The sequence below is a fragment of the Enterobacter sp. Taxon_2 genome, assembly GCF_058355295.1.
Genome location: NZ_CM178024.1, coordinates 4508230 through 4526948, shown reverse-complemented (window position 1 = coordinate 4526948; position 18719 = coordinate 4508230). Strand labels below are relative to the sequence as shown.

The following is an 18719-nucleotide window of genomic DNA, read 5'->3' as shown; positions in this document are numbered from 1 at the left end:
CGGCAGTTAACAAAGAGGGTTTTGACGTGGAAAGGTTTGATGCCGTGGTTATTGGCGCCGGTGCGGCGGGTATGTTTTGTGCGGCGATGGCCGGACAGGCGGGTCGTCGCGTGCTGCTGCTGGATAACGGTAAAAAGCCAGGCCGTAAGATCCTGATGTCCGGCGGCGGGCGCTGCAACTTTACTAACCTGTATGTTGAACCCGCGGCCTATTTGAGCCAAAACCGTCATTTTTGTAAATCTGCGCTGGCGCGTTATACCCAGTGGGATTTTATCGACCTGGTCGGTAAGCACGGTATCGCATGGCATGAAAAGACGCTGGGCCAGCTGTTCTGCGACGACTCCGCGCAGCAGATTGTCGATATGCTGGTGGCCGAGTGCGAGAAGGGCGGCGTCGTCATGCGCCTGCGCACGGAAGTGCTGGAAGTCGCCCGTGACGACCAGGGCTATACGCTACAGCTCAACGGTGAAACCGTCAGCGCCGATAATCTGGTGATCGCCAGCGGCGGCCTGTCCATGCCGGGTCTGGGCGCTTCCCCGTTTGGCTATAAGATTGCCGAACAGTTTGGCCTGAAAGTCTTGCCCACGCGCGCCGGGCTGGTGCCGTTCACGCTGCATAAACCGCTTCTCGAACAGCTTCAGACGCTGTCTGGCGTGTCTGTTCCCTCCGTCATTACCGCCGAAGACGGGACGGTGTTCCGCGAAAATCTGCTCTTTACCCATCGCGGCCTCTCCGGCCCGGCGGTACTGCAAATCTCCAGCTACTGGCAGCCGGGGGAATTCGTCACGGTTAACCTGCTCCCGGACTGCGATCTCGACGCGTTCCTTAACGAGCAGCGTACCGCGCACCCGAATCAAAGCCTGAAAAACACGCTGGCAATGCAGCTGCCGAAGCGTCTGGTGGAGTGTTTGCAGGTGCTGGGGCAGATCCCGGATGTGTCGCTCAAGCAGCTTAACAGCCGCGAGCAGGAGATGCTGGTAGAGACCCTGACAAACTGGCGCGTGCAGCCAAACGGCACGGAAGGCTACCGTACGGCGGAAGTGACGCTGGGCGGGGTCGACACGAATGAGCTCTCTTCCCGCACCATGGAAGCGCGCAACGTGCCGGGGCTCTATTTTATTGGCGAAGTGATGGATGTGACCGGCTGGCTCGGCGGGTACAACTTCCAGTGGGCATGGGCAAGTGCCTGGGCGTGTGCTCAGGCGCTGGCAGAGAAATAATCACGCAACGCAATTATTGCACCAACTTTTCTGCTCCGTTCAACTAAGCTTCGACCAGATGCCCCGCCGCGTTAGTGGGGCCATATTCCTTTTGGTCGAGCACGCATCATGCAGCTACTCAGTATTATTATTTTGCTTACCCTAACCGTGGTGATTCATTCGCTGTGGATGTTTGGCGTTTTAAAATTCATCACATTAGAAGTCGATTCTGCGGTACGCATTGTTTTACGCAATGTCGGTATCGTGATCTCTATGATTTTCGCCCATCTCCTGGAAGCCGGGCTATTTGCGGCGTTTTATTTTGTCATCGACGCGTTTAATGACTGGAACACCAGCTTCTACTTTTCGCTGGTGAGCTATGCGACGGTAGGGTACGGCGACGTCACGTTACCCCAGCACTGGCGGCTCATCGGCGGGGTGGAAGGGCTGGTGGGCGCGTTGATGGTAGGCTGGTCTGTAGCGGTTCTGGTGGCGGTGCTGCAGCGTTTGCGCGGCATGAGCGCTTAAACGGCAGATGCACGATCCCCGTCTGGTAAGGTAAAGTACCCCTCCTTGCGCGGCCAGATGGCTGCGATTTTGAGGGCGAAGAGGCTGATTAACGGCCCGCCCTTTTCTGTTCCTGGTTTACGCCAGTTTGCATGGTTCTGTATTTTGTCTGCCAAAAGGGTTTTGTATGTCTGCTGCTCATCTCGGTTTCCCGACGGAAACCGTTGTTGTCTTTGTGGTGATGGCCGTTGGGGCGATGTTTATCGACCTCTTTATGCACCGTCACGATAAACCTGTCTCGCTGAAAAGCGCGGCGATGTGGTCCATCTTCTGGGTCATGATGGCGATGGCCTTCGCCGGATTCCTGTACGTTCACCACGGCGCCGAGATGGCGAGCCTGTTCCTCACCGGCTATGCGCTGGAAGAGGTGCTCTCCGTCGATAACCTGTTTGTGATGATGGCGATCTTCGCCTGGTTCGGCGTGCCGGATAAGTACCGTCACCGCGTGCTCTACTGGGGCGTGCTGGGGGCGATTGTCTTCCGCGGCATCTTTGTAGCTATCGGCACCAGCCTGTTAAGCCTGGGGCCGTACGTTGAAGTGATTTTCGCGCTGGTCGTTGGCTGGACGGCGGTGATGATGCTCAGACGTAATGAAGAGAGCGACGAAGTGGAAGATTACTCGGGTCATCTCGCCTATCGCCTGGTGAAGCGCTTCTATCCGGTCTGGCCGAAAATCAGCAGCAATGCCTTTATTCTGACGCAGAAAGAGGTGGATGCGGAGCTGGAGAAGCCGGAAAACCAGGACGTGATGGTCGGCCGCGTGAAGAAGGCGAAGCGCTATGCGACCCCGCTGTTGCTTTGCGTGGCCGTCGTTGAGCTCTCTGACGTGATGTTCGCGTTTGACTCCGTGCCGGCCATTATTGCCGTGAGCCGCGAACCGCTGATTATCTACAGCGCCATGATGTTCGCCATTCTTGGCCTGCGTACGCTCTACTTCGTGCTGGAAGCGCTGAAGCAGTACCTGGTACACCTCGAGAAAGCCGTGGTGCTGCTGCTGTTCTTCGTGGCGTTCAAGTTGGGGTTAAATGCCACCGACCACTTCTGGCATCATGGTTACAGCATTGGCGCGACGGCCAGCCTGTTTGTGGTACTAGGCGTGCTGGCGCTGGGGATTATTGCGAGCGTGATGTTCCCGGGGAAACGCGAGGCCTGATACATCGCTTTTCTCCCTCTCCCTGTGGGAGAGGGCCGGGGTGAGGGCACCAGAGCGCACCTAACCCTTAATCGGTGAATTCCGGCGCTTGCGCGGCGGGTGGAAGTGCCGCCAGTGCGGATCCTGCGCCGCCGCCAGCAGCTCGTGGTCGCCGCGGGTGTCTCCCCAGGCGCGCAGGTGATAGGCGTTCAGATCGCCATACACTTTTTCCAGCCTTGCCACCTTCTGGGCGCAGCGGCAGTTGTGGCCCGTGATGCGCCCTGTCAGCTTGCCATCTTTCACTTCCAGCTGCGTGCCAATCAGCTTAATGCCCAGTTTGTCAGCCCACGGCTGGAGCACCAGCGCTGGAGAGGCGGAACAAATGGTCACCTCCGCACCGGAATTCACCTCAGCCGCCACCGCCAGAACCCCTTCGGGACGCATCAGCTTGTTCCAGTATTTTTCGCAAAAGGCTTCCGCCTGCTGGCGCAACCAGTGTTCATCCACGCCCGTCAGGAACGTTTTGATCAGCACTTCCTTTAGCTCATCGCGCGTCAGCTTACGACGCACGCAGTGGAGCGTGGGCAGCGCCATACGCACCAGACGACCCGCGAAGTAACGTTTCCCGAAGGCAAAGCGCAGGAAAGGAATAAAGCTGTCGTGGTGCGTTAATGTCCCATCAAAGTCAAAGACAGAGAGTACGCTGGATTTCGCCACCGTCTCGTCGGCAATCATATTGGTCATAAATACGTCTTAGCTGAAATACACATTCTGCGGATCAGTTTACCTGCTTTAGCTGGACAGTCCTTATACCACCACCATTTTTTTCTCCATCTTGCGATCTCAACGTGAGTCCATTTTTGGTCTCGATAAGGATTGGTGAAAAAAAGAGCTGCCTATATTATCGCCACATCGCACGATATTTAGGGGAACCCTTTGGCCCCCACAGGTAAGGAAAAACTCACTCACTACTTCTTTCTTGATATGACTCTTAGATCGCTTATTTCAATCCTCACGTTAAGTTTTGCTTCGTTTTCTGCAATGAGTTTTCAACTTCCAGCGTCGATGTTATCGATGAACAGTGCGCTGGCAGTATCACCGGCGAAATCTGCGCTGGTGCATCATGAAACAGGCCCGCTGCGCTCGCGTATTCTCGATCAATACCAGAAATGGAAAGGTACCCAGTACCAGTGGGGCGGAACCACGCATCGCGGGGTGGATTGCTCCGCGCTCATGCAGCACCTGTTCAGCGACGCGGCACATCTTAATTTACCGCGCACGACGCGCGAGCAAATCCATCGCGGCGTGCAGGTGGCACAGTACCGCCTGAAGCCAGGAGACCTGGTCTTCTTCCAGACGGGGCCGAACCGCAAGCACGTCGGGGTGTATATTGGCGATAGCCAGTTTATTCATGCCTCAAGTAGCCAGGGCGTGACGGTCTCAACCCTGACTGATAATTACTGGCAAGCGCACTACATTACCGCGCGTCGGATCGCAGGCAGTGCGGCCTGACCACGTCAGATAATGTCATCCACGACGCCGCCATCGACGCGTAACGCCGCGCCGGAGGTGGCGGAGGCCTGTGGTGAACAGACATAAATCACCATATTGGCCACCTCTTCAACCGTGGCCGCGCGCTGGATCACCGAGCTGGGGCGGTTGGCCATCACAAACTCTTTCGCCAGCTGCTCCAGCGATTTGCCGGTTTTTTCGATTTCATCTTTCATCATCTCTGCGAAACCGTCCGACATCGTCGGGCCTGGCAGTACGCTGTTGACCGTCACGCCGCTCCCTGCCACGAACTTCGCCAGCCCGCGCGCCAGCGAGAGCTGCGCCGTTTTGGTCACGCCGTAGTGGATCATATCCGCCGGGATATTGCAGGCCGACTCGGAGGAGATAAACACCACGCGTCCCCAGCCTTTCTGCACCATGCCCGGCAGCAGGGCGCGGGACAGACGCACGCCGGACATCACGTTGGTCTGCCAGTAACGCTCCCAGGTTTCATCGTCGGTGGAATAGAAATCCTCAGGACCGTAAATCCCGGCATTGTTGACCAGGATATCGACGTTATTTGCCACCTTCAGCAGCGACTCGACCCCTTCCGCCGTGCTGAGATCGGCAATCGCGGCGCGCACCTGCACGCCCGGCACCACCTGCTGCAGCTGCTGAATGCCTTTGTTCACCGATTCCGTGCTGCGGCCATTGACGATCACCTCGGCACCGCTTTCTGCCAGACCTCTGGCAATGGCGAACCCGATCCCGCCGGTTGAGGCGGTCACCAGCGCCACTTTCCCCGCAAAGTCGATTTTCATCATCTGCTCCCTATCGTTTTAACGTTCGGACCTTAAAGCGTAGCAGGTGAGGATGACGGCTCCTGGCTAAAAAGGCGCAGCAGCGTCTCCACCTGCTCATCAAGCGGGGCGAGGGAACGCTTTACAATCAGGTGAAGCGGCGTCGCTCTGCGTGCACCGTGGCTCAGCGGCAGGCGTTTCAGGACGCCTTGATCCAGCTGGGTCTGGATGCGTTCCTCTGGCAGCCAGCCGTAGCCGACCTGAGAGACGACGGCCTCTATGGCGGCATCGATGGTGGAGAAGGTCCACGACTCACCGGCCGCACGCGCGGCGGGCTGGCTGTCCGCAATCTGGATAAGCGGCCACGGGCGCAGCATCTCATCATTTAGCGGCGCGTCGAGGTGAAAGAGGGGATGCTGGTGATGGGCCACGGCAACAAAGTCGATATTCATCAGCCATTCGCCGAGCCCGGTAATGTCCTGGCGGCGGGTTAAGATCATCACATCGGCTTCGTCGTTAATGGCGTCGGCGCGGGTATTTTCCAGCACTTCGGTGAGACGGACCTGGGTCTGCGGATACTGCTGCTGGAACTGGCGCAGAATGGCGAACAGGCGGCGGCGCGGGAAAATGGAGTCCACCACCAGATCCAACCGCGTGCGCATCCCGTTGCGAAGGGTCGCTGCGCGCGTCTCAACATACGAAAAGGCTTTCAGCAGCGGTTTAACCTGGCTGAGAAGAAGCTCACCGGCCGGGGTTAACACCGCCCGTCGTCCTTCCGGCACCAGGAGGGCCACGCCCAGCCGCTCCTGCAGCAGCGACAGGTTATAGCTCACCGAAGACTGGCTGCGGTGGGTTTCTTCTGCGGCTTTGGCAAAGCTGCCCGCTTCCACCACTCGTTCCAGTAAGGACCATTGTTCCAGCGTCGTCTTATGCATGATTTATCTAAAATTTGGATGAATTTGATTAAAACATAGCGTTATTCATCCATTTTTTGAAGGGGTACGATCGTCTCATCAAAACAAAGGAGACATCTTATGAACACCTTCGACAAACACGACTTAAGCGGTTTCGTTGGCAAACACCTTGTTTATACCTACGACAACGGCTGGAACTACGAGATTTACGTCAAAAATGAGACGACCCTGGATTACCGTATTCACAGCGGTCTGGTGGCAAACCGTTGGGTGAAAGATCAGCAGGCTTACATCGTGCGGGTAGGGGAGAGCATCTATAAAATTTCCTGGACCGAGCCAACAGGTACCGACGTCAGCCTGATTGTGAACCTGGGCGACAAACTGTTCCACGGCACCATCTTCTTCCCGCGCTGGGTCATGAACAACCCGGAAAAAACCGTCTGCTTCCAGAACGACCATATTCCGCTGATGAATAGCTATCGCGATGCGGGTCCGGCGTATCCAACGGAAGTAATTGATGAATTTGCCACGATCACCTTTGTGCGCGACTGCGGCGCAAATAATGAAAGCGTTATCGCCTGCGCCGCCAGCGAATTGCCGAATGATTTTCCTGCTAATCTTAACTAAGCGCGACAGTTGAATGCGCGACAATTGATATTAATAGAAAGTTCCCGGAGGATGACGGAATTTCCGCCCAAACCTCCGGGATTTTTATTTTGGTTGAGTATTCATTTACTTTTCTTATAATTTTAATGTAAACGAAATGAAATAGTAGAGTAATCCCTGTGAGTCCACCCACAAAAAAACAAAAAAATAGTTAGAAACACTATCTTGCTGTTGTAAAACGATTTTCTATCCTATTCTATGTGCTGTTTCCCTTCCGCTCTTCGCCTGTCTTAATTTTTTCCTAAGAAAACGACGCTACTTTTGCTTCAGTTGATGGTTTGTTGACATAACTGTTATAGCGACTTAATTTTATTTGGTCTTTATTTAATAACCATCTTGCATGATCCCATTGAGCTGCCCATTACGACAGCGCAGTAATAGATGACGCCTTTAATACAGCAAGGAAATTAATAATGAGTGATTTTCTGCCTTTTTCGCGACCGTCGATGGGCGCTGAGGAAATTGCGGCGCTTCAGGACGTTTTGATGTCGGGCTGGATCACCACGGGGCCTAAGAATCAGGAGCTTGAAGAGGCATTCTGTCAACTTACCGGGAATCAGCATGCGATTGCCGTCTGTTCAGCCACCGCGGGTATGCACGTCACGCTGATGGCGTTGGATATTGGCCCGGGCGATGAAGTCATTACCCCTTCCCAGACCTGGGTCTCCACGCTGAATATGATCGTATTGCTGGGCGCCACGCCGATCATGATTGATGTGGATAAAGACACATTAATGGTGACGCCAGAAGCCGTTGAAGCCGCCATTACCCCGCGCACTAAAGCCATTATTCCCGTTCACTATGCCGGCGCGCCGTGTGACATCGACGCTATCCATGCCATCGGTGAACGTCACGGTATTCCGGTGATTGAAGATGCGGCCCATGCCGCCGGAACGTACTACAAAAACCGTCACGTGGGCTGGAAAGGGACGGCGATTTTTTCCTTCCACGCCATTAAAAACATGACCTGCGCGGAAGGCGGCTTAGTCGTCACGGATGATGCCCAGCTGGCACAGCGGATCCGCAGTCTGAAATTCCACGGCCTGGGCGTAGATGCCTATGACCGCCAGACGCACGGTCGTGCGCCGCAGGCGGAAGTGATCGCGCCGGGCTATAAATACAACCTGGCGGACATTAACGCCGCGCTGGCGCTGGTGCAGTTGGGCAAACTGAAAGAGGCCAACAGGCGCCGCCAGGAAATCGCTGAACGCTACCTGCGGGAACTTGCCGATACGCCGTTCCAGCCGCTCACCATTCCGTCATGGCCGCACGTGCACGCCTGGCACCTGTTTATTATTCGCGTTGATGAAGCGCGCTGTGGAATTTCCCGCGACAACCTGATGGCGGCTCTGAAAGAGAAAGGCATCGGTACCGGTCTCCATTTCCGCGCGGCCCACACCCAAAAATACTACCGCGAGCGTTTTCCTGAAGTATCGCTCCCGAATTCTGAATGGAATAGCGCGCGTATTTGTTCCCTCCCTCTTTTCCCGGATATGACTCATGACGACACAACCCGTGTCATTACCGCACTCCATCAGCTTGCAGGACATTGATATGTTCAGTGCACCACCTGTACAAAAAGTTTCCGTGGTCATCCCGGTTTATAACGAGCAGGAGAGCCTGCCCGAGCTGATCCGCCGTACAACGGCCGCCTGTGACACGATGGGCAAGGCTTATGAAATTCTGCTGGTGGATGACGGCAGTAGCGATAATTCCGCACTGATGCTGACCGAAGCCGCGCAGGCTGAAGGCAGCCACATCGTAGCCGTGCTGCTCAACCGTAACTACGGCCAGCACTCGGCGATTATGGCGGGGTTTAGCCACGTCACGGGCGATCTGATTATCACCCTGGATGCTGACCTGCAAAACCCACCGGAAGAGATCCCGCGCCTGGTTGCCAAAGCCGATGAAGGCTATGACGTGGTCGGCACGGTACGTCAGAACCGCCAGGACAGCCTGTTCCGTAAGCTGGCGTCACGCACCATTAACCGCCTGATCCAGCGCACCACCGGTAAAGCGATGGGTGACTACGGCTGCATGCTGCGCGCCTACCGCCGCCATATTGTCGACGCCATGCTGCATTGCCATGAGCGCAGCACCTTCATTCCTATTCTGGCGAACACCTTTGCCCGCAAGGCAACGGAAATCCCGGTTCTGCACGCCGAGCGCGAGCACGGGGAATCGAAGTACAGCTTTATGCGTCTCATCAACCTGATGTATGACCTCATCACCTGCCTGACCACCACGCCGCTGCGTCTGCTGAGCGTGTTCGGCAGCATCATCGCCGTGGCCGGTTTTGCGCTGTCCGTTCTGCTGGTGGTACTGCGACTGGTCTTTGGCCCGCAGTGGGCGGCGGAAGGGGTCTTCATGCTCTTTGCCGTGCTGTTTATGTTCATCGGCGCCCAGTTTGTCGGGATGGGCCTTCTCGGTGAATACATTGGCCGTATCTATAACGATGTTCGCGCGCGTCCGCGCTACTTTATTCAACGTGTTGTCCGTCAGGAACACAAAGCATCTCAAGAGGAAATTCACCCATGAAAGCTGTTGTATTTGCCTATCACGATATGGGGTGCACGGGCACGCTGGCCCTGCTGGAAGCGGGCTATGACATTGCGGCAATCTTTACTCATCCGGACACCGCCGGAGAGAATAACTTTTTCGGCTCCGTGGCGCGTATCGCCGCCGAGCGTGGGATCCCGGTTTATGCGCCGGACGACGTAAATCACCCGCTGTGGGTGGATCGCATCCGCGCGCTCGCGCCTGACGTGATCTTCTCGTTCTACTATCGCAACCTGCTCTCCGACGAGATCTTAGGCCTGGCCGCAAAAGGCGCCTTTAATCTTCACGGTTCTCTGCTGCCGGCCTACCGTGGCCGCGCCCCGCTGAACTGGGTGCTGGTGAACGGTGAAACGGAAACGGGCGTGACGCTGCACCGCATGGTGCACCGTGCGGATGCGGGCGCTATCGTGGCACAGCAGAAGGTCGCTATTGATGCGGACGAAACTGCGCTGCAGCTGCATCACAAGCTGAACGCGACGGCACAGACGCTGCTGCGTGATGCACTTCCCTCCATCCTCAGCGGCACCTTCAGCGAGACCGCGCAGGATGAGAGCAAGGCGAGCAGCTTTGGTCGCCGTACGCCGGAAGATGGTCGTCTGGACTGGAACAAACCCGCCCGCCAGCTACACAACCTGGTGCGCGCCGTGACCGACCCGTGGCCGGGCGCGTACAGCTTTGCGGGCGTCAGCAAGTTCATCGTCTGGAAATCCCGTGTGCGTGACGACATTCCTGCCGCTAAACCGGGCACTGTCGTCTCTGTCTCCCCGCTGATTGTGAGCTGCGGCGAGCAGGCGCTGGAGATCGTCACCGGACAAACCGACAACGGCCTGTACGTTCAGGGCACACAGCTGGCTCAGTCTCTGGGCCTGGTGACCGGGGCGCTGATCACCAGCGCACCGGTTGTAGCCATCAAACGCCGTACCCGCGTGCTTATCCTCGGCGTAAACGGCTTTATCGGTAACCACCTGACAGAACGTCTGCTCAAAGACGATAACTACGAAATCTATGGTCTGGATATCGGCTCTGACGCCATCAGTCGTTTCCTCGACAACCCGCGTTTCCACTTCGTGGAAGGGGATATCAGCATCCATTCCGAGTGGATCGAATATCACATTAAAAAATGCGACGTGGTGCTGCCGCTGGTCGCCATTGCCACGCCAATCGAGTACACCCGTAACCCGCTTCGCGTGTTCGAGCTGGACTTCGAAGAGAACCTGAAGATCATCCGCGACTGCGTGAAATACGACAAGCGCATCATCTTCCCGTCCACCTCTGAAGTGTACGGCATGTGTACCGATAAGAACTTCGACGAAGACACCTCCAACCTGGTGGTCGGGCCGATCAACAAACAGCGCTGGATCTACTCCGTCTCCAAACAGCTGCTGGACCGCGTGATTTGGGCCTACGGTGAGAAAGAAGGTCTGCGCTTTACCCTGTTCCGTCCGTTCAACTGGATGGGGCCACGTCTGGATAACCTGAACGCGGCGCGTATCGGCAGCTCCCGTGCGATCACCCAACTGATCCTGAACCTGGTAGAAGGCTCGCCAATTAAGCTTATCGAAGGCGGGAAACAGAAACGCTGCTTTACGGATATCAGCGACGGTATCGAAGCGCTGTTCCGCATCATCGAAAACAAAGATAACCGCTGCAACGGTGAGATCATTAACATCGGTAACCCGGACAACGAAGCGAGCATTCGCGAGCTGGCCGAGATGCTGCTGGCCAGCTTCGAGCGTCATCCGCTGCGCGATAAGTTCCCGCCGTTTGCCGGTTTCCGCGAAGTGGAAAGCAGCAGCTACTACGGCAAAGGGTATCAGGACGTTGAGCACCGTAAGCCAAGCATTCGCAATGCGAAGCGCTGCCTGAACTGGACGCCGACGGTGAAGATGGAGCTGACCATTGATGAGACGCTCGATTTCTTCCTGCGCACCGTGGAGCTGTCGGAACAGGACTCATGAAAAAAGTCGGTTTACGCATTGATGTCGACACCTTCAGGGGAACGCGTGACGGCGTACCCAAACTGCTGGAACTGCTGAGCAAGCACGGTGTGCGTTCCAGCATTTTCTTCAGCGTGGGGCCTGACAACATGGGACGCCATTTATGGCGTCTGGTTAAACCGGCATTTCTGTTCAAAATGCTGCGCTCGCGCGCAGCATCCCTCTATGGCTGGGATATTTTGCTGGCCGGCACCGCCTGGCCCGGCAGACGCATCGGCGCGGGTAATGAAGCGATTATCCGCGAGGCGGCTCAGCATCATGAGATTGGCCTGCATGCCTGGGATCACCATGCCTGGCAAGCCTGGGCTGGCGTCTGGGACATCCCGCGCCTGTCCCGTGAGGTCGAGCGGGGGATGCTGGAGCTGGAGGCCATTACCGGTCAGCCCGTGCGCTGCTCTGCCGTGGCGGGATGGCGTGCGGATCAGCGCGTCGTGAAAGCCAAAGAAGCCTTCGCGTTTCGCTACAACAGCGATTGCCGCGGAACCGGGCCCTTTTTGCCGCTGTTAGGCGAAAATCGCTACGGTACGGTGCAAATTCCGGTCACCCTTCCCACCTGGGATGAAGTGGTCGGACGCGAGGTAAAGGCGGATGAGTTCAATCGCTACATTCTGGACCGCATTCATCGTGACGCCGGTACGCCGGTCTATACCATCCATGCCGAAGTGGAAGGGATTGCGTATCAGCATGATTTCGACGAACTGCTGACCATGGCCGCTCAGGAGGGCATCGAATTCTGCCCGTTGAGCGAGCTGCTGCCAGATGACCTCAGTAACCTGCCCGTGGGAAAAGTGGTCCGTAATGAACTGGCTGGCCGGGAAGGCTGGCTTGGTTATCAACAAACCGTGAGTCCGGTCCCATGAAAACAGCCCGTTATGGCTTAGCGCTTCTCGCACTGTTTATCGTTTACTACCTCATTCCGGTCGATGTCCGCCTGCTTTGGCAGCCTGATGAAACGCGCTATGCGGAAATCAGCCGCGAAATGCTGGCTTCCGGAGACTGGGTTGTCCCGCATTTTCTGGGACTGCGTTACTTTGAAAAGCCGATCGCTGGCTACTGGATCAACAGTATCGGGCAGATGCTGTTCGGGCACACCAACCTCGCCGTGCGCGCCGGGTCCATCTTCTCCACCGGTTTAGCGGCGCTGCTGGTCATCTGGATGGCCTGGCGTCTCTGGCGAGATAAGCGGACAGCCATTTTCTCCGGTCTTATCTTCCTGACCCTGTTCCTGGTGTATGGCATCGGCACGTATGCGGTGCTGGATCCTATCATCACCCTGTGGCTGGTGGCGGCGATGTGCAGCTTCTGGCTGGCCTCACAGGCGCAAACCGTTGCCGGAAAAGCGGGTGGCTATGTGCTGCTCGGGCTGGCCTGCGGGATGGGGGTGATGACCAAAGGCTTCCTGGCGCTGGCGGTACCGGTGATTGGCGTGCTGCCGTGGGTGATCGCCCAGAAGCGCTGGAAAGAGGTGCTGATTTTTGGCTGGCTCGCGATCCTGAGCTGCGTGCTGATTGTTCTGCCATGGGGGCTGGCCATTGCGCAGCGTGAGCCTGACTTCTGGCGTTACTTCTTCTGGGTTGAGCATATTCAGCGTTTCGCCCAGAGCGACGCGCAGCACAAAGCCCCGTTCTGGTACTACATACCGTTCCTGATCGCGGGTAGCCTGCCGTGGCTGGCGCTGCTGCCCGGCGCGTTTCGTCTCGGCTGGAATGACCGACAAAACGCGGGTGGCGGGTTCTATCTGCTGGGATGGGTGGTGATGCCGCTGCTGTTCTTCAGCATTGCCAAAGGCAAGCTGCCGACTTACATCCTGCCGTGCTTTGCTCCGCTGGCGATCCTGATGGCGCGCTATGCCTGCCTTGCGGCGGAGAAAGGCGCCAGAGCGTTGCGCATTAACGGCGGGATTAACCTGGCGTTTGGCGTTATCGGCGTGGTGGCCGCACTGGTGGTCTCGCCGTGGGGACTGTCTAAGCATCCGGTCTGGACTTCGGTCGAACTGTATAAAGTCTTCTGCGCGGTGGTCGCGTTCCTTATCTGGGCCGCGGTAGGCTGGTTTACGTTCAGGCAGAGTCAGCAGCGCTGGTGGCTGGCGGCACTGTGCCCTGCGGGGCTGGCGCTGCTGATTGGTTTTGCCATTCCTAACCTGGTGGTGGATTCCAAACAGCCGCAGTCGCTGGTCGACACCGTGCGCGAGCCGCTTCAGAACAGCCGATTCGTGCTGGCCAATAGCGTGGGCGTGGCCGCTGGCCTGGCGTGGGAACTGAAGCGCAATGACATCACGATGTTCGATCAGAGCGGCGAACTGCGTTACGGGCTGGATTATCCTGATGCGAAAGATCGCTATGTTGATAAAGATGACTTCGCGCAGTGGCTGGCGGTGCACCGTCAGCAGGGACGCGTATCGCTGGTGATGCTGCTGTCAAAACACGACGATATCGCGCGCGCAAATCTGCCAGAGCCGGATAGCCTGTATATCCAGGGACGTCTGGCCTACCTGCAGTATCTGCCGAAGTGATGTCCTGGATCTGGCTGATACTGGCAAGCCTGCTCAGCTGCGCGGGGCAACTGTGTCAGAAACAAGCCACCCGTCCGGCGAAAGCCGGGCGGCGTGGGGCGCATATCGCGCTGTGGCTTGGCCTGGCACTGCTGGCGCTGGGCAGCGGGATGCTGGTCTGGCTGGTGGTGCTGCAACGCCTGCCTGTCGGCATTGCCTACCCTATGCTGAGCCTCAATTTTGTCTGGGTGACGCTGGCGGCGAAGGTATTCTGGCGTGAAAACGTCGCGTTGCATCACTGGCTGGGGGTGGGGTTGATCATCGTTGGGATTGTTATCCTGGGAGGGAGCCTGTGAAAGGAGCGTTCTGGGCCTTATGCAGCGTGCTGTTAGTCAGCGCCGCGCAGCTGTTGCTGCGAGACGCGATGCTGGCACTGCCACCGGTCAACGATGTTCTGGCGCTGATTTCCGCGCTGTGGCACTTCTCATCCGGCACGGGCGCGCTGCTGCTGGGGTTGATGGGGTATGTGGCTTCTATGGGCTGCTGGTATCTGGCGCTGCATCGTATGGCGCTCAGCAAAGCCTATGCCTTGCTGAGCCTCAGTTATATTCTGGTGTGGGGCGCCGCGATCCTGCTGCCGGGCTGGGAGGAGCATTTCTCCTGGCACGGGCTGGCGGGGGTCGGGTTTATTATTCTGGGTGTGTTAGTGATTTTTCTGCCCCGAACGTCCCAACGTGAATAATCGACTCGTTGGTCAGGGTATAAGGGGTCGATGTGCAGACGGCAAGGCTCAGCGAGCCGACCTGTAGCTGACTGACCGCGTGTGTCTGCGCAGTGCTGTCGATGCTGACAATCTGCCAGGCACTGCCGCCACGCTGTTTCACAATCGCTTCTTTCCGCGTCCAGATACGCCAGAACGCAGAAAGCCGTTCCTCGGGCGCTTCACGCTCCAGCTCATCATGCTCTGTCACGCTGAATACCGCATTAGCCAGCGCCTGCCAGTTCTTCCTTGGACGAATCACTTCGATATCACAGCCGACTTCGCCTTCATCGCTCATCAGTAAGGCGATATCGTCACCGCTGTGGCTCAGGTTGAACCACAGTGGATGCCCCTTCGCAAAGGCTGGTTTCCCCTGCTCACCGTAAATGATGTCGGGGAGCGGGTGAGGGGATAACGTTCTGGCGAGCAGCGTCCTCCCGGCAAGCCAGGAGGCATGTCGGGCACCCTGAGGTGCCCTGTGTGCGAGCGTTGACGCCAGCGGGTCCGCGCTAAGGGTGGAGATCTTTCCCAGTACAAACTGGTACATAGTTACGCCCAGCGTTTAATGATAATCGAGGTGTTGATGCCGCCAAACGCGAAGTTATTGCTCTGCAGATATTCGCAATCGATCTGGCGGGCTTCCCCCATAATATAATCTAAAGCACCGCATTGCTCATCCGGGTGCGTTAAATTGAGCGTCGGGGCAAACCAGCCTTCACGCATCATCTGCAAGCTCATCCACGCTTCCAGCGCGCCGCAGGCCCCTAACGTATGGCCAAAATAGCTCTTCAGCGAGGAGACCGGCACGTTGTCACCATAGATAGCCGCGGTGGCCTGACTTTCGGCGATATCACCGCGATCGGTGGCGGTACCGTGTGCAGAGATATACCCCATATCCAGGGCGCTTAATCCCGCCATGGCCAGCGACTGCTCCATGCAAATCTGCATGGTTTCACGCTGAGGCTGGGTGATATGGGCCGCGTCGCAGTTAGTGGCAAAGCCCACGATTTCGCCGTAGATCCTGGCTCCACGCGCTTTGGCATGCTCCAGCTCTTCGAGTATCAGGGTACCTGCGCCTTCCCCAATCACCAGACCATCGCGTTGCGTATCGAACGGTGAAGGGGTGGTTTTGGGTTCGTCGTTACGCTGGCTGGTGGCAAACAGCGTGTCAAACACCGCCGCTTCAGACGGGCACAGCTCTTCAGCACCCCCCGCAACCATAACGGTCTGGTAGCCGTGGCGAATCGCCTCCCAGGCGTAGCCAATCGCCTGGCTGCCGGACGTACAGGCGCTCGACGTCGGGATGACGCGGCCACGTAGCCCAAAGAACAGGCCGGTATTCACCGCGGTCGTGTGCGGCATCATCTGCACGTAGGTTGTCCCGGTGATGTTATTGGTGTGCTTTTCGGTGAGCATGGTCGCGAATTCGCTAACCGGTCCGGTACTGCCTGTAGAAGAACCGTAGGCGATACCGGTTTGCCCGTTGGTGAGTACCGATTCACCAATCAATCCCGCCTGCTCCAGCGCCAGCTCGGTGGCGCGGGTCGACATCAACGACACCCGGCCCATGGCGCGAATACGCTTGCGGGTATAGTGTTCCGGCAGCGTGAAATCATCGATCGGCGCGCCCAGCAGGGTGTGCAGGCCATCATACACCTGCCATTCCGGCATTTTACGCACCGCGTTTTCATACGCCAGCAGTCTGCTGGACACGGATTGCCAGTTTTCGCCAAAGGCGGTCACGCCGCCCATGCCCGTTATCACCACGCGACGTGTCATAGCATTCCTCCGTTAATGGAAATGACCTGGCGGGTGACGTAGCCCGCAATATCTGACATCAGATAGCTTGCCAGCCCGGCGACCTCCTCAGCCTGGCCCATGCGTTTCATTGGAATGATGGACATCGCTTCTTTCAGCGCGGCCTCTTCCATCTCAATCATGCCGGTATCAATCAGCCCCGGGGCAATGCAGTTCACGGTGATTTTGCGTTTTGCCAGCTCAATCGCCAGCGCTTTGGTGGCACCGATAATGCCCGCTTTTGCCGCGCTATAGTTCACCTGCCCGCGGTTGCCCATCACGCCGGATACGGACGATAAGGTGATAATACGTCCCCCTTTACGGGTGCTAATCATCGGCATAATGCAGGGGTGAATGACGTTATAAAAACTGTCGAGATTGGTGTGGATCACGCTGTCCCAGTCGTCTTCACTCAATGCCGGAAAGGCGCCATCGCGGGTGATACCGGCGTTGCTGACCACGCCATACCATGCGCCATGGGCTTCAATGTCCTGCTCCAGCACCTCGCGGCACTGTTCGCGGTTGCCCACATCAAAGGCGAGTAAACGACCGTTGCCACCCGCCTGCGTGATGGCGTCCAGCGTCTCCTGCGCGCCTGCGGCATCACGATGGTAATGCACGCCTACGGTAAACCCGTCGGCGGCGAGCTGACGGGCGATGGCGCGCCCTATGCCTTTGCTGGCCCCTGTGACCAGTACGGAACGACTCATGCGTTAGATCCCTGATTAAAAAGCGAGGTTAATTCTTCTGCGCTCGGCTGGAAGGTGTTGACCCGGCCCGTGGCCAGCGTCTCTTCATCAGCGGAAATCGCGCATTCAAAACTGCCGAAGCGTTCGTCCTGCATCAGCAGTTTTACGGTGATTTCCAGCGTCAGACCTTGCGTAAAACGCCCGCTGGCGCAGACCAGCTCGCGCGCGCCGAGCACCATGCCCAGCGCAATATGATCCTGTCCCTGCTGCTGGCGATGCCAGCCTGACCAGACGCCGACGGTCTGCGCCATCAGCTCGAGCGCGTACCAGCCCGGCAGATCGCCATCGGCATTCAGAAACGGCGCCAGTAAGCTTTGCCTGTCGACCACAACGCGGCATACCGCCGTGTCATCCGTAACGCACTCAACGGACTCGAGCAGCATCATTGGCGCATCGTGCGGCAAATAGTCGACGGGTGATAAGTAGCTCATGACGCTCTCCCCAGCAGAATGCTGGCGTTATTGCCGCCAAACGCGAACGAATTAGACAGAATGATCGGTTTTTTCAGAGCGGCACTCTGGTGCAGCAGGCCGCACGGCGCCAGCGTGTCGTCCGGTGCGTAGCGGGCGAAGTCCTGCGGCGGCAAGGGCAGATCGCGCGTCAGGATCAGCCAGCTCAGGGCCGCTTCGGTAATGCCGGCAGCGCCCAGCGTATGGCCGGTAAGGTGTTTGGTTGAGCTGCACGGCACGCTTTCCCCGAAGAGATCGTGAACGACCTGCGATTCAATCTGATCGTTGAGCGGCGTGGCCGTGCCGTGCAAGTTGATATAGCCGATATCATCCGGCTGCATACCCGCTTCGTTAAGCGCCTGCGTGATGGCCCTGATCGCCCCTTCGCCCTGCGGATGAGGAGCGGAAATATGGTAAGCATCGCTGGATTCGCCCGTCCCGAGCAGCGCCACATCGGCGGGCTCACGGCTCAGCACCATCAGCGCGGCGGCTTCACCGATGGTGATCCCCCGGCGATCGCGACCGAACGGCTCGCAGAGCGTAGGGGAGAAGGATTCAAGGCTGTTAAAACCGTTGACGGGCATTCGGCTCAGGGTATCGGCCCCGCCGACAATGGCGATATCCACCAGTCCGGCGTCGATCAGGCGTTTGCCGCCGATCATCGCCCGCGCGCTGGAAGAGCAGGCCGTCGAGATCGTATAGGCCGGACCGTCGAGCTGAAGCCAGTTGGCAAGGAAGCGGGACGGATCGCCAAGCTCCTGCTGCGGATACTGCCAGCGCGTGCTGGTCTCGCCGTCGGTCATGCGGCGCACATGCTCATCGCCTTCATCCAGCCCGGAGGTACTGGTTCCCAGCACCACGGCCACGCGGTCGCGACCGACGCGGGCGATGGCCTCGTCGACGGTCGACTGAATCTGCGCCAGCGCGGCCAGCAGCAGCTGGTTGTTGCGGGTGCGGTGTGCGGACAAGGTATCCGGGATGGTCGGCAGCTCGCCTTCCACGCCGCCCAGTACGGCTTCGGGTGAGCCCTGCAGCCAGCCGGTCCGGGCATGCATCCCCGGCGCCACGCCTGCCGTCAGGTTCGCGGCAATCTCATCAGGCGAGTTGCCCAGCGCGTTGACCATGCCAACAGCGGAAATATAAATCAT

At 57.8% G+C, this 18719-nt stretch carries 20 protein-coding genes; 12 read left to right on the top strand and 8 right to left on the bottom strand.

The annotated features are described in order from the left end of the window. Positions 1-26 precede the first annotated feature (26 nt). The 3 genes from AC4IC4_RS21610 (at position 27) to AC4IC4_RS21600 (ending at position 2919) form a co-directional block, all read left to right on the top strand. Positions 27-1220 carry a BaiN/RdsA family NAD(P)/FAD-dependent oxidoreductase gene (locus AC4IC4_RS21610; protein WP_463727356.1) on the top strand — a complete coding sequence of 398 codons (1194 nt, stop codon included), beginning with the start codon at positions 27-29 and terminating at the stop codon, positions 1218-1220. A 108-nt stretch (positions 1221-1328) separates the two neighbouring features. After that, positions 1329-1727, top strand: a complete 399-nt coding sequence (locus AC4IC4_RS21605; RefSeq protein WP_024908850.1) for a potassium channel family protein — start codon at positions 1329-1331, stop codon at positions 1725-1727. 166 nt (positions 1728-1893) lie between these two features. Next, a complete protein-coding gene (locus tag AC4IC4_RS21600; RefSeq protein ID WP_024908851.1) occupies positions 1894-2919 on the top strand; it encodes a TerC/Alx family metal homeostasis membrane protein in 1026 nt (341 codons plus the stop codon). A 60-nt stretch (positions 2920-2979) separates the two neighbouring features. Here the strand turns inward: AC4IC4_RS21600 and AC4IC4_RS21595 are convergent, their stop codons facing one another. Continuing rightward, on the bottom strand, positions 2980-3642 hold the full coding sequence (locus AC4IC4_RS21595) for an HAD family hydrolase (protein ID WP_024908852.1): 663 nt from the start codon (positions 3640-3642) through the stop codon (positions 2980-2982). A gap of 321 nt (positions 3643-3963) precedes the next feature. On the opposite strand from AC4IC4_RS21595, the gene AC4IC4_RS21590 reads away from it, so the two are divergent. Further along, a complete protein-coding gene (locus AC4IC4_RS21590; RefSeq protein WP_491472851.1) occupies positions 3964-4410 on the top strand; it encodes an NlpC/P60 family protein in 447 nt (148 codons plus the stop codon). A gap of 5 nt (positions 4411-4415) precedes the next feature. On the opposite strand, the gene AC4IC4_RS21585 is transcribed toward AC4IC4_RS21590, so the two are convergent. Together AC4IC4_RS21585 and AC4IC4_RS21580 are read right to left on the bottom strand one after the other, a co-directional pair. Beyond that, positions 4416-5210 carry an SDR family NAD(P)-dependent oxidoreductase gene (locus AC4IC4_RS21585; protein ID WP_491472850.1) on the bottom strand — a complete coding sequence of 265 codons (795 nt, stop codon included), beginning with the start codon at positions 5208-5210 and terminating at the stop codon, positions 4416-4418. A 32-nt stretch (positions 5211-5242) separates the two neighbouring features. After that, a complete protein-coding gene (locus tag AC4IC4_RS21580; protein ID WP_491471859.1) occupies positions 5243-6124 on the bottom strand; it encodes a LysR family transcriptional regulator in 882 nt (293 codons plus the stop codon). A 99-nt stretch (positions 6125-6223) separates the two neighbouring features. Here AC4IC4_RS21580 and AC4IC4_RS21575 point away from each other — a divergent pair, with 99 nt between their 5' ends. The 8 genes from AC4IC4_RS21575 to arnF all read left to right on the top strand — a co-directional run bounded on the left by AC4IC4_RS21575 (position 6224) and on the right by arnF (position 14558). Further along, positions 6224-6730, top strand: coding sequence for a phenolic acid decarboxylase (locus AC4IC4_RS21575; protein WP_024908855.1), 507 nt, complete (start codon positions 6224-6226; stop codon positions 6728-6730). A gap of 452 nt (positions 6731-7182) precedes the next feature. Continuing rightward, positions 7183-8322: a UDP-4-amino-4-deoxy-L-arabinose aminotransferase gene (arnB, locus tag AC4IC4_RS21570; protein WP_491471858.1), complete on the top strand. Its 1140-nt coding sequence runs from the start codon at positions 7183-7185 to the stop codon at positions 8320-8322. Position 8323: 1 nt separating this feature from the next. Continuing rightward, positions 8324-9307 carry an undecaprenyl-phosphate 4-deoxy-4-formamido-L-arabinose transferase gene (arnC, locus tag AC4IC4_RS21565; protein WP_023333737.1) on the top strand — a complete coding sequence of 328 codons (984 nt, stop codon included), beginning with the start codon at positions 8324-8326 and terminating at the stop codon, positions 9305-9307. Beyond that, positions 9304-11286, top strand: coding sequence for a bifunctional UDP-4-amino-4-deoxy-L-arabinose formyltransferase/UDP-glucuronic acid oxidase ArnA (gene arnA, locus AC4IC4_RS21560; protein WP_290094175.1), 1983 nt, complete (start codon positions 9304-9306; stop codon positions 11284-11286). Before arnC ends, arnA begins: the two co-directional genes overlap by 4 nt. Then, positions 11283-12185, top strand: a complete 903-nt coding sequence (gene arnD, locus AC4IC4_RS21555; RefSeq protein WP_491471857.1) for a 4-deoxy-4-formamido-L-arabinose-phosphoundecaprenol deformylase — start codon at positions 11283-11285, stop codon at positions 12183-12185. The genes arnA and arnD overlap by 4 nt, the downstream gene beginning before the upstream one ends. Beyond that, on the top strand, positions 12182-13837 hold the full coding sequence (gene arnT, locus AC4IC4_RS21550) for a lipid IV(A) 4-amino-4-deoxy-L-arabinosyltransferase (protein ID WP_491471856.1): 1656 nt from the start codon (positions 12182-12184) through the stop codon (positions 13835-13837). The genes arnD and arnT overlap by 4 nt, the downstream gene beginning before the upstream one ends. Then, positions 13837-14172, top strand: a complete 336-nt coding sequence (gene arnE, locus AC4IC4_RS21545; RefSeq protein ID WP_032648270.1) for a 4-amino-4-deoxy-L-arabinose-phosphoundecaprenol flippase subunit ArnE — start codon at positions 13837-13839, stop codon at positions 14170-14172. The genes arnT and arnE overlap by 1 nt, the downstream gene beginning before the upstream one ends. Further along, the gene (arnF, locus tag AC4IC4_RS21540) at positions 14169-14558 is read left to right on the top strand and encodes a 4-amino-4-deoxy-L-arabinose-phosphoundecaprenol flippase subunit ArnF (protein WP_032648272.1); all 390 of its coding nucleotides are present in this window, start codon (positions 14169-14171) and stop codon (positions 14556-14558) included. The genes arnE and arnF overlap by 4 nt, the downstream gene beginning before the upstream one ends. Here arnF and acpT read toward each other — a convergent pair. Genes acpT through AC4IC4_RS21515 form a run of 5 tightly spaced genes read right to left on the bottom strand, consistent with a single transcriptional unit; the run spans position 14506 to position 18719 of the window. Next, positions 14506-15123 carry a 4'-phosphopantetheinyl transferase AcpT gene (acpT, locus tag AC4IC4_RS21535; protein WP_024908862.1) on the bottom strand — a complete coding sequence of 206 codons (618 nt, stop codon included), beginning with the start codon at positions 15121-15123 and terminating at the stop codon, positions 14506-14508. The two genes, arnF and acpT, sit on opposite strands and share 53 nt — an antisense overlap. A gap of 2 nt (positions 15124-15125) precedes the next feature. Next, positions 15126-16355, bottom strand: a complete 1230-nt coding sequence (locus AC4IC4_RS21530) for a beta-ketoacyl-ACP synthase (RefSeq protein ID WP_491471855.1) — start codon at positions 16353-16355, stop codon at positions 15126-15128. Continuing rightward, the gene (locus AC4IC4_RS21525) at positions 16352-17083 is read right to left on the bottom strand and encodes a 3-ketoacyl-ACP reductase FabG2 (RefSeq protein WP_090420556.1); all 732 of its coding nucleotides are present in this window, start codon (positions 17081-17083) and stop codon (positions 16352-16354) included. Before AC4IC4_RS21525 ends, AC4IC4_RS21530 begins: the two co-directional genes overlap by 4 nt. Then, positions 17080-17553, bottom strand: a complete 474-nt coding sequence (locus AC4IC4_RS21520) for a hotdog family protein (protein ID WP_491471854.1) — start codon at positions 17551-17553, stop codon at positions 17080-17082. The genes AC4IC4_RS21525 and AC4IC4_RS21520 overlap by 4 nt, the downstream gene beginning before the upstream one ends. After that, positions 17550-18719 carry a beta-ketoacyl-[acyl-carrier-protein] synthase family protein gene (locus AC4IC4_RS21515; protein ID WP_491471853.1) on the bottom strand — a complete coding sequence of 390 codons (1170 nt, stop codon included), beginning with the start codon at positions 18717-18719 and terminating at the stop codon, positions 17550-17552. Before AC4IC4_RS21515 ends, AC4IC4_RS21520 begins: the two co-directional genes overlap by 4 nt.

Bases quoted from the DNA above. Each gene is read 5' to 3' on its own strand.
- arnT (WP_491471856.1), top strand. From the start codon at position 12,182: ATGAAAACAGCCCGTTATGGCTTAGCGCTTCTCGCACTGTTTATCGTT.
- AC4IC4_RS21575 (WP_024908855.1), top strand. From the start codon at position 6,224: ATGAACACCTTCGACAAACACGACTTAAGCGGTTTCGTTGGCAAACAC.
- AC4IC4_RS21595 (WP_024908852.1), bottom strand. From the start codon at position 3,642: ATGACCAATATGATTGCCGACGAGACGGTGGCGAAATCCAGCGTACTC.
- AC4IC4_RS21590 (WP_491472851.1), top strand. From the start codon at position 3,964: ATGTTATCGATGAACAGTGCGCTGGCAGTATCACCGGCGAAATCTGCG.
- arnB (WP_491471858.1), top strand. From the start codon at position 7,183: ATGAGTGATTTTCTGCCTTTTTCGCGACCGTCGATGGGCGCTGAGGAA.
- arnD (WP_491471857.1), top strand. From the start codon at position 11,283: ATGAAAAAAGTCGGTTTACGCATTGATGTCGACACCTTCAGGGGAACG.
- AC4IC4_RS21580 (WP_491471859.1), bottom strand. From the start codon at position 6,124: ATGCATAAGACGACGCTGGAACAATGGTCCTTACTGGAACGAGTGGTG.
- AC4IC4_RS21515 (WP_491471853.1), bottom strand. From the start codon at position 18,719: ATGATTTATATTTCCGCTGTTGGCATGGTCAACGCGCTGGGCAACTCG.
- AC4IC4_RS21525 (WP_090420556.1), bottom strand. From the start codon at position 17,083: ATGAGTCGTTCCGTACTGGTCACAGGGGCCAGCAAAGGCATAGGGCGC.
- acpT (WP_024908862.1), bottom strand. From the start codon at position 15,123: ATGTACCAGTTTGTACTGGGAAAGATCTCCACCCTTAGCGCGGACCCG.
- arnA (WP_290094175.1), top strand. From the start codon at position 9,304: ATGAAAGCTGTTGTATTTGCCTATCACGATATGGGGTGCACGGGCACG.
- AC4IC4_RS21530 (WP_491471855.1), bottom strand. From the start codon at position 16,355: ATGACACGTCGCGTGGTGATAACGGGCATGGGCGGCGTGACCGCCTTT.
- AC4IC4_RS21600 (WP_024908851.1), top strand. From the start codon at position 1,894: ATGTCTGCTGCTCATCTCGGTTTCCCGACGGAAACCGTTGTTGTCTTT.
- arnC (WP_023333737.1), top strand. From the start codon at position 8,324: ATGTTCAGTGCACCACCTGTACAAAAAGTTTCCGTGGTCATCCCGGTT.
- AC4IC4_RS21520 (WP_491471854.1), bottom strand. From the start codon at position 17,553: ATGAGCTACTTATCACCCGTCGACTATTTGCCGCACGATGCGCCAATG.
- arnE (WP_032648270.1), top strand. From the start codon at position 13,837: ATGTCCTGGATCTGGCTGATACTGGCAAGCCTGCTCAGCTGCGCGGGG.
- AC4IC4_RS21605 (WP_024908850.1), top strand. From the start codon at position 1,329: ATGCAGCTACTCAGTATTATTATTTTGCTTACCCTAACCGTGGTGATT.
- AC4IC4_RS21585 (WP_491472850.1), bottom strand. From the start codon at position 5,210: ATGAAAATCGACTTTGCGGGGAAAGTGGCGCTGGTGACCGCCTCAACC.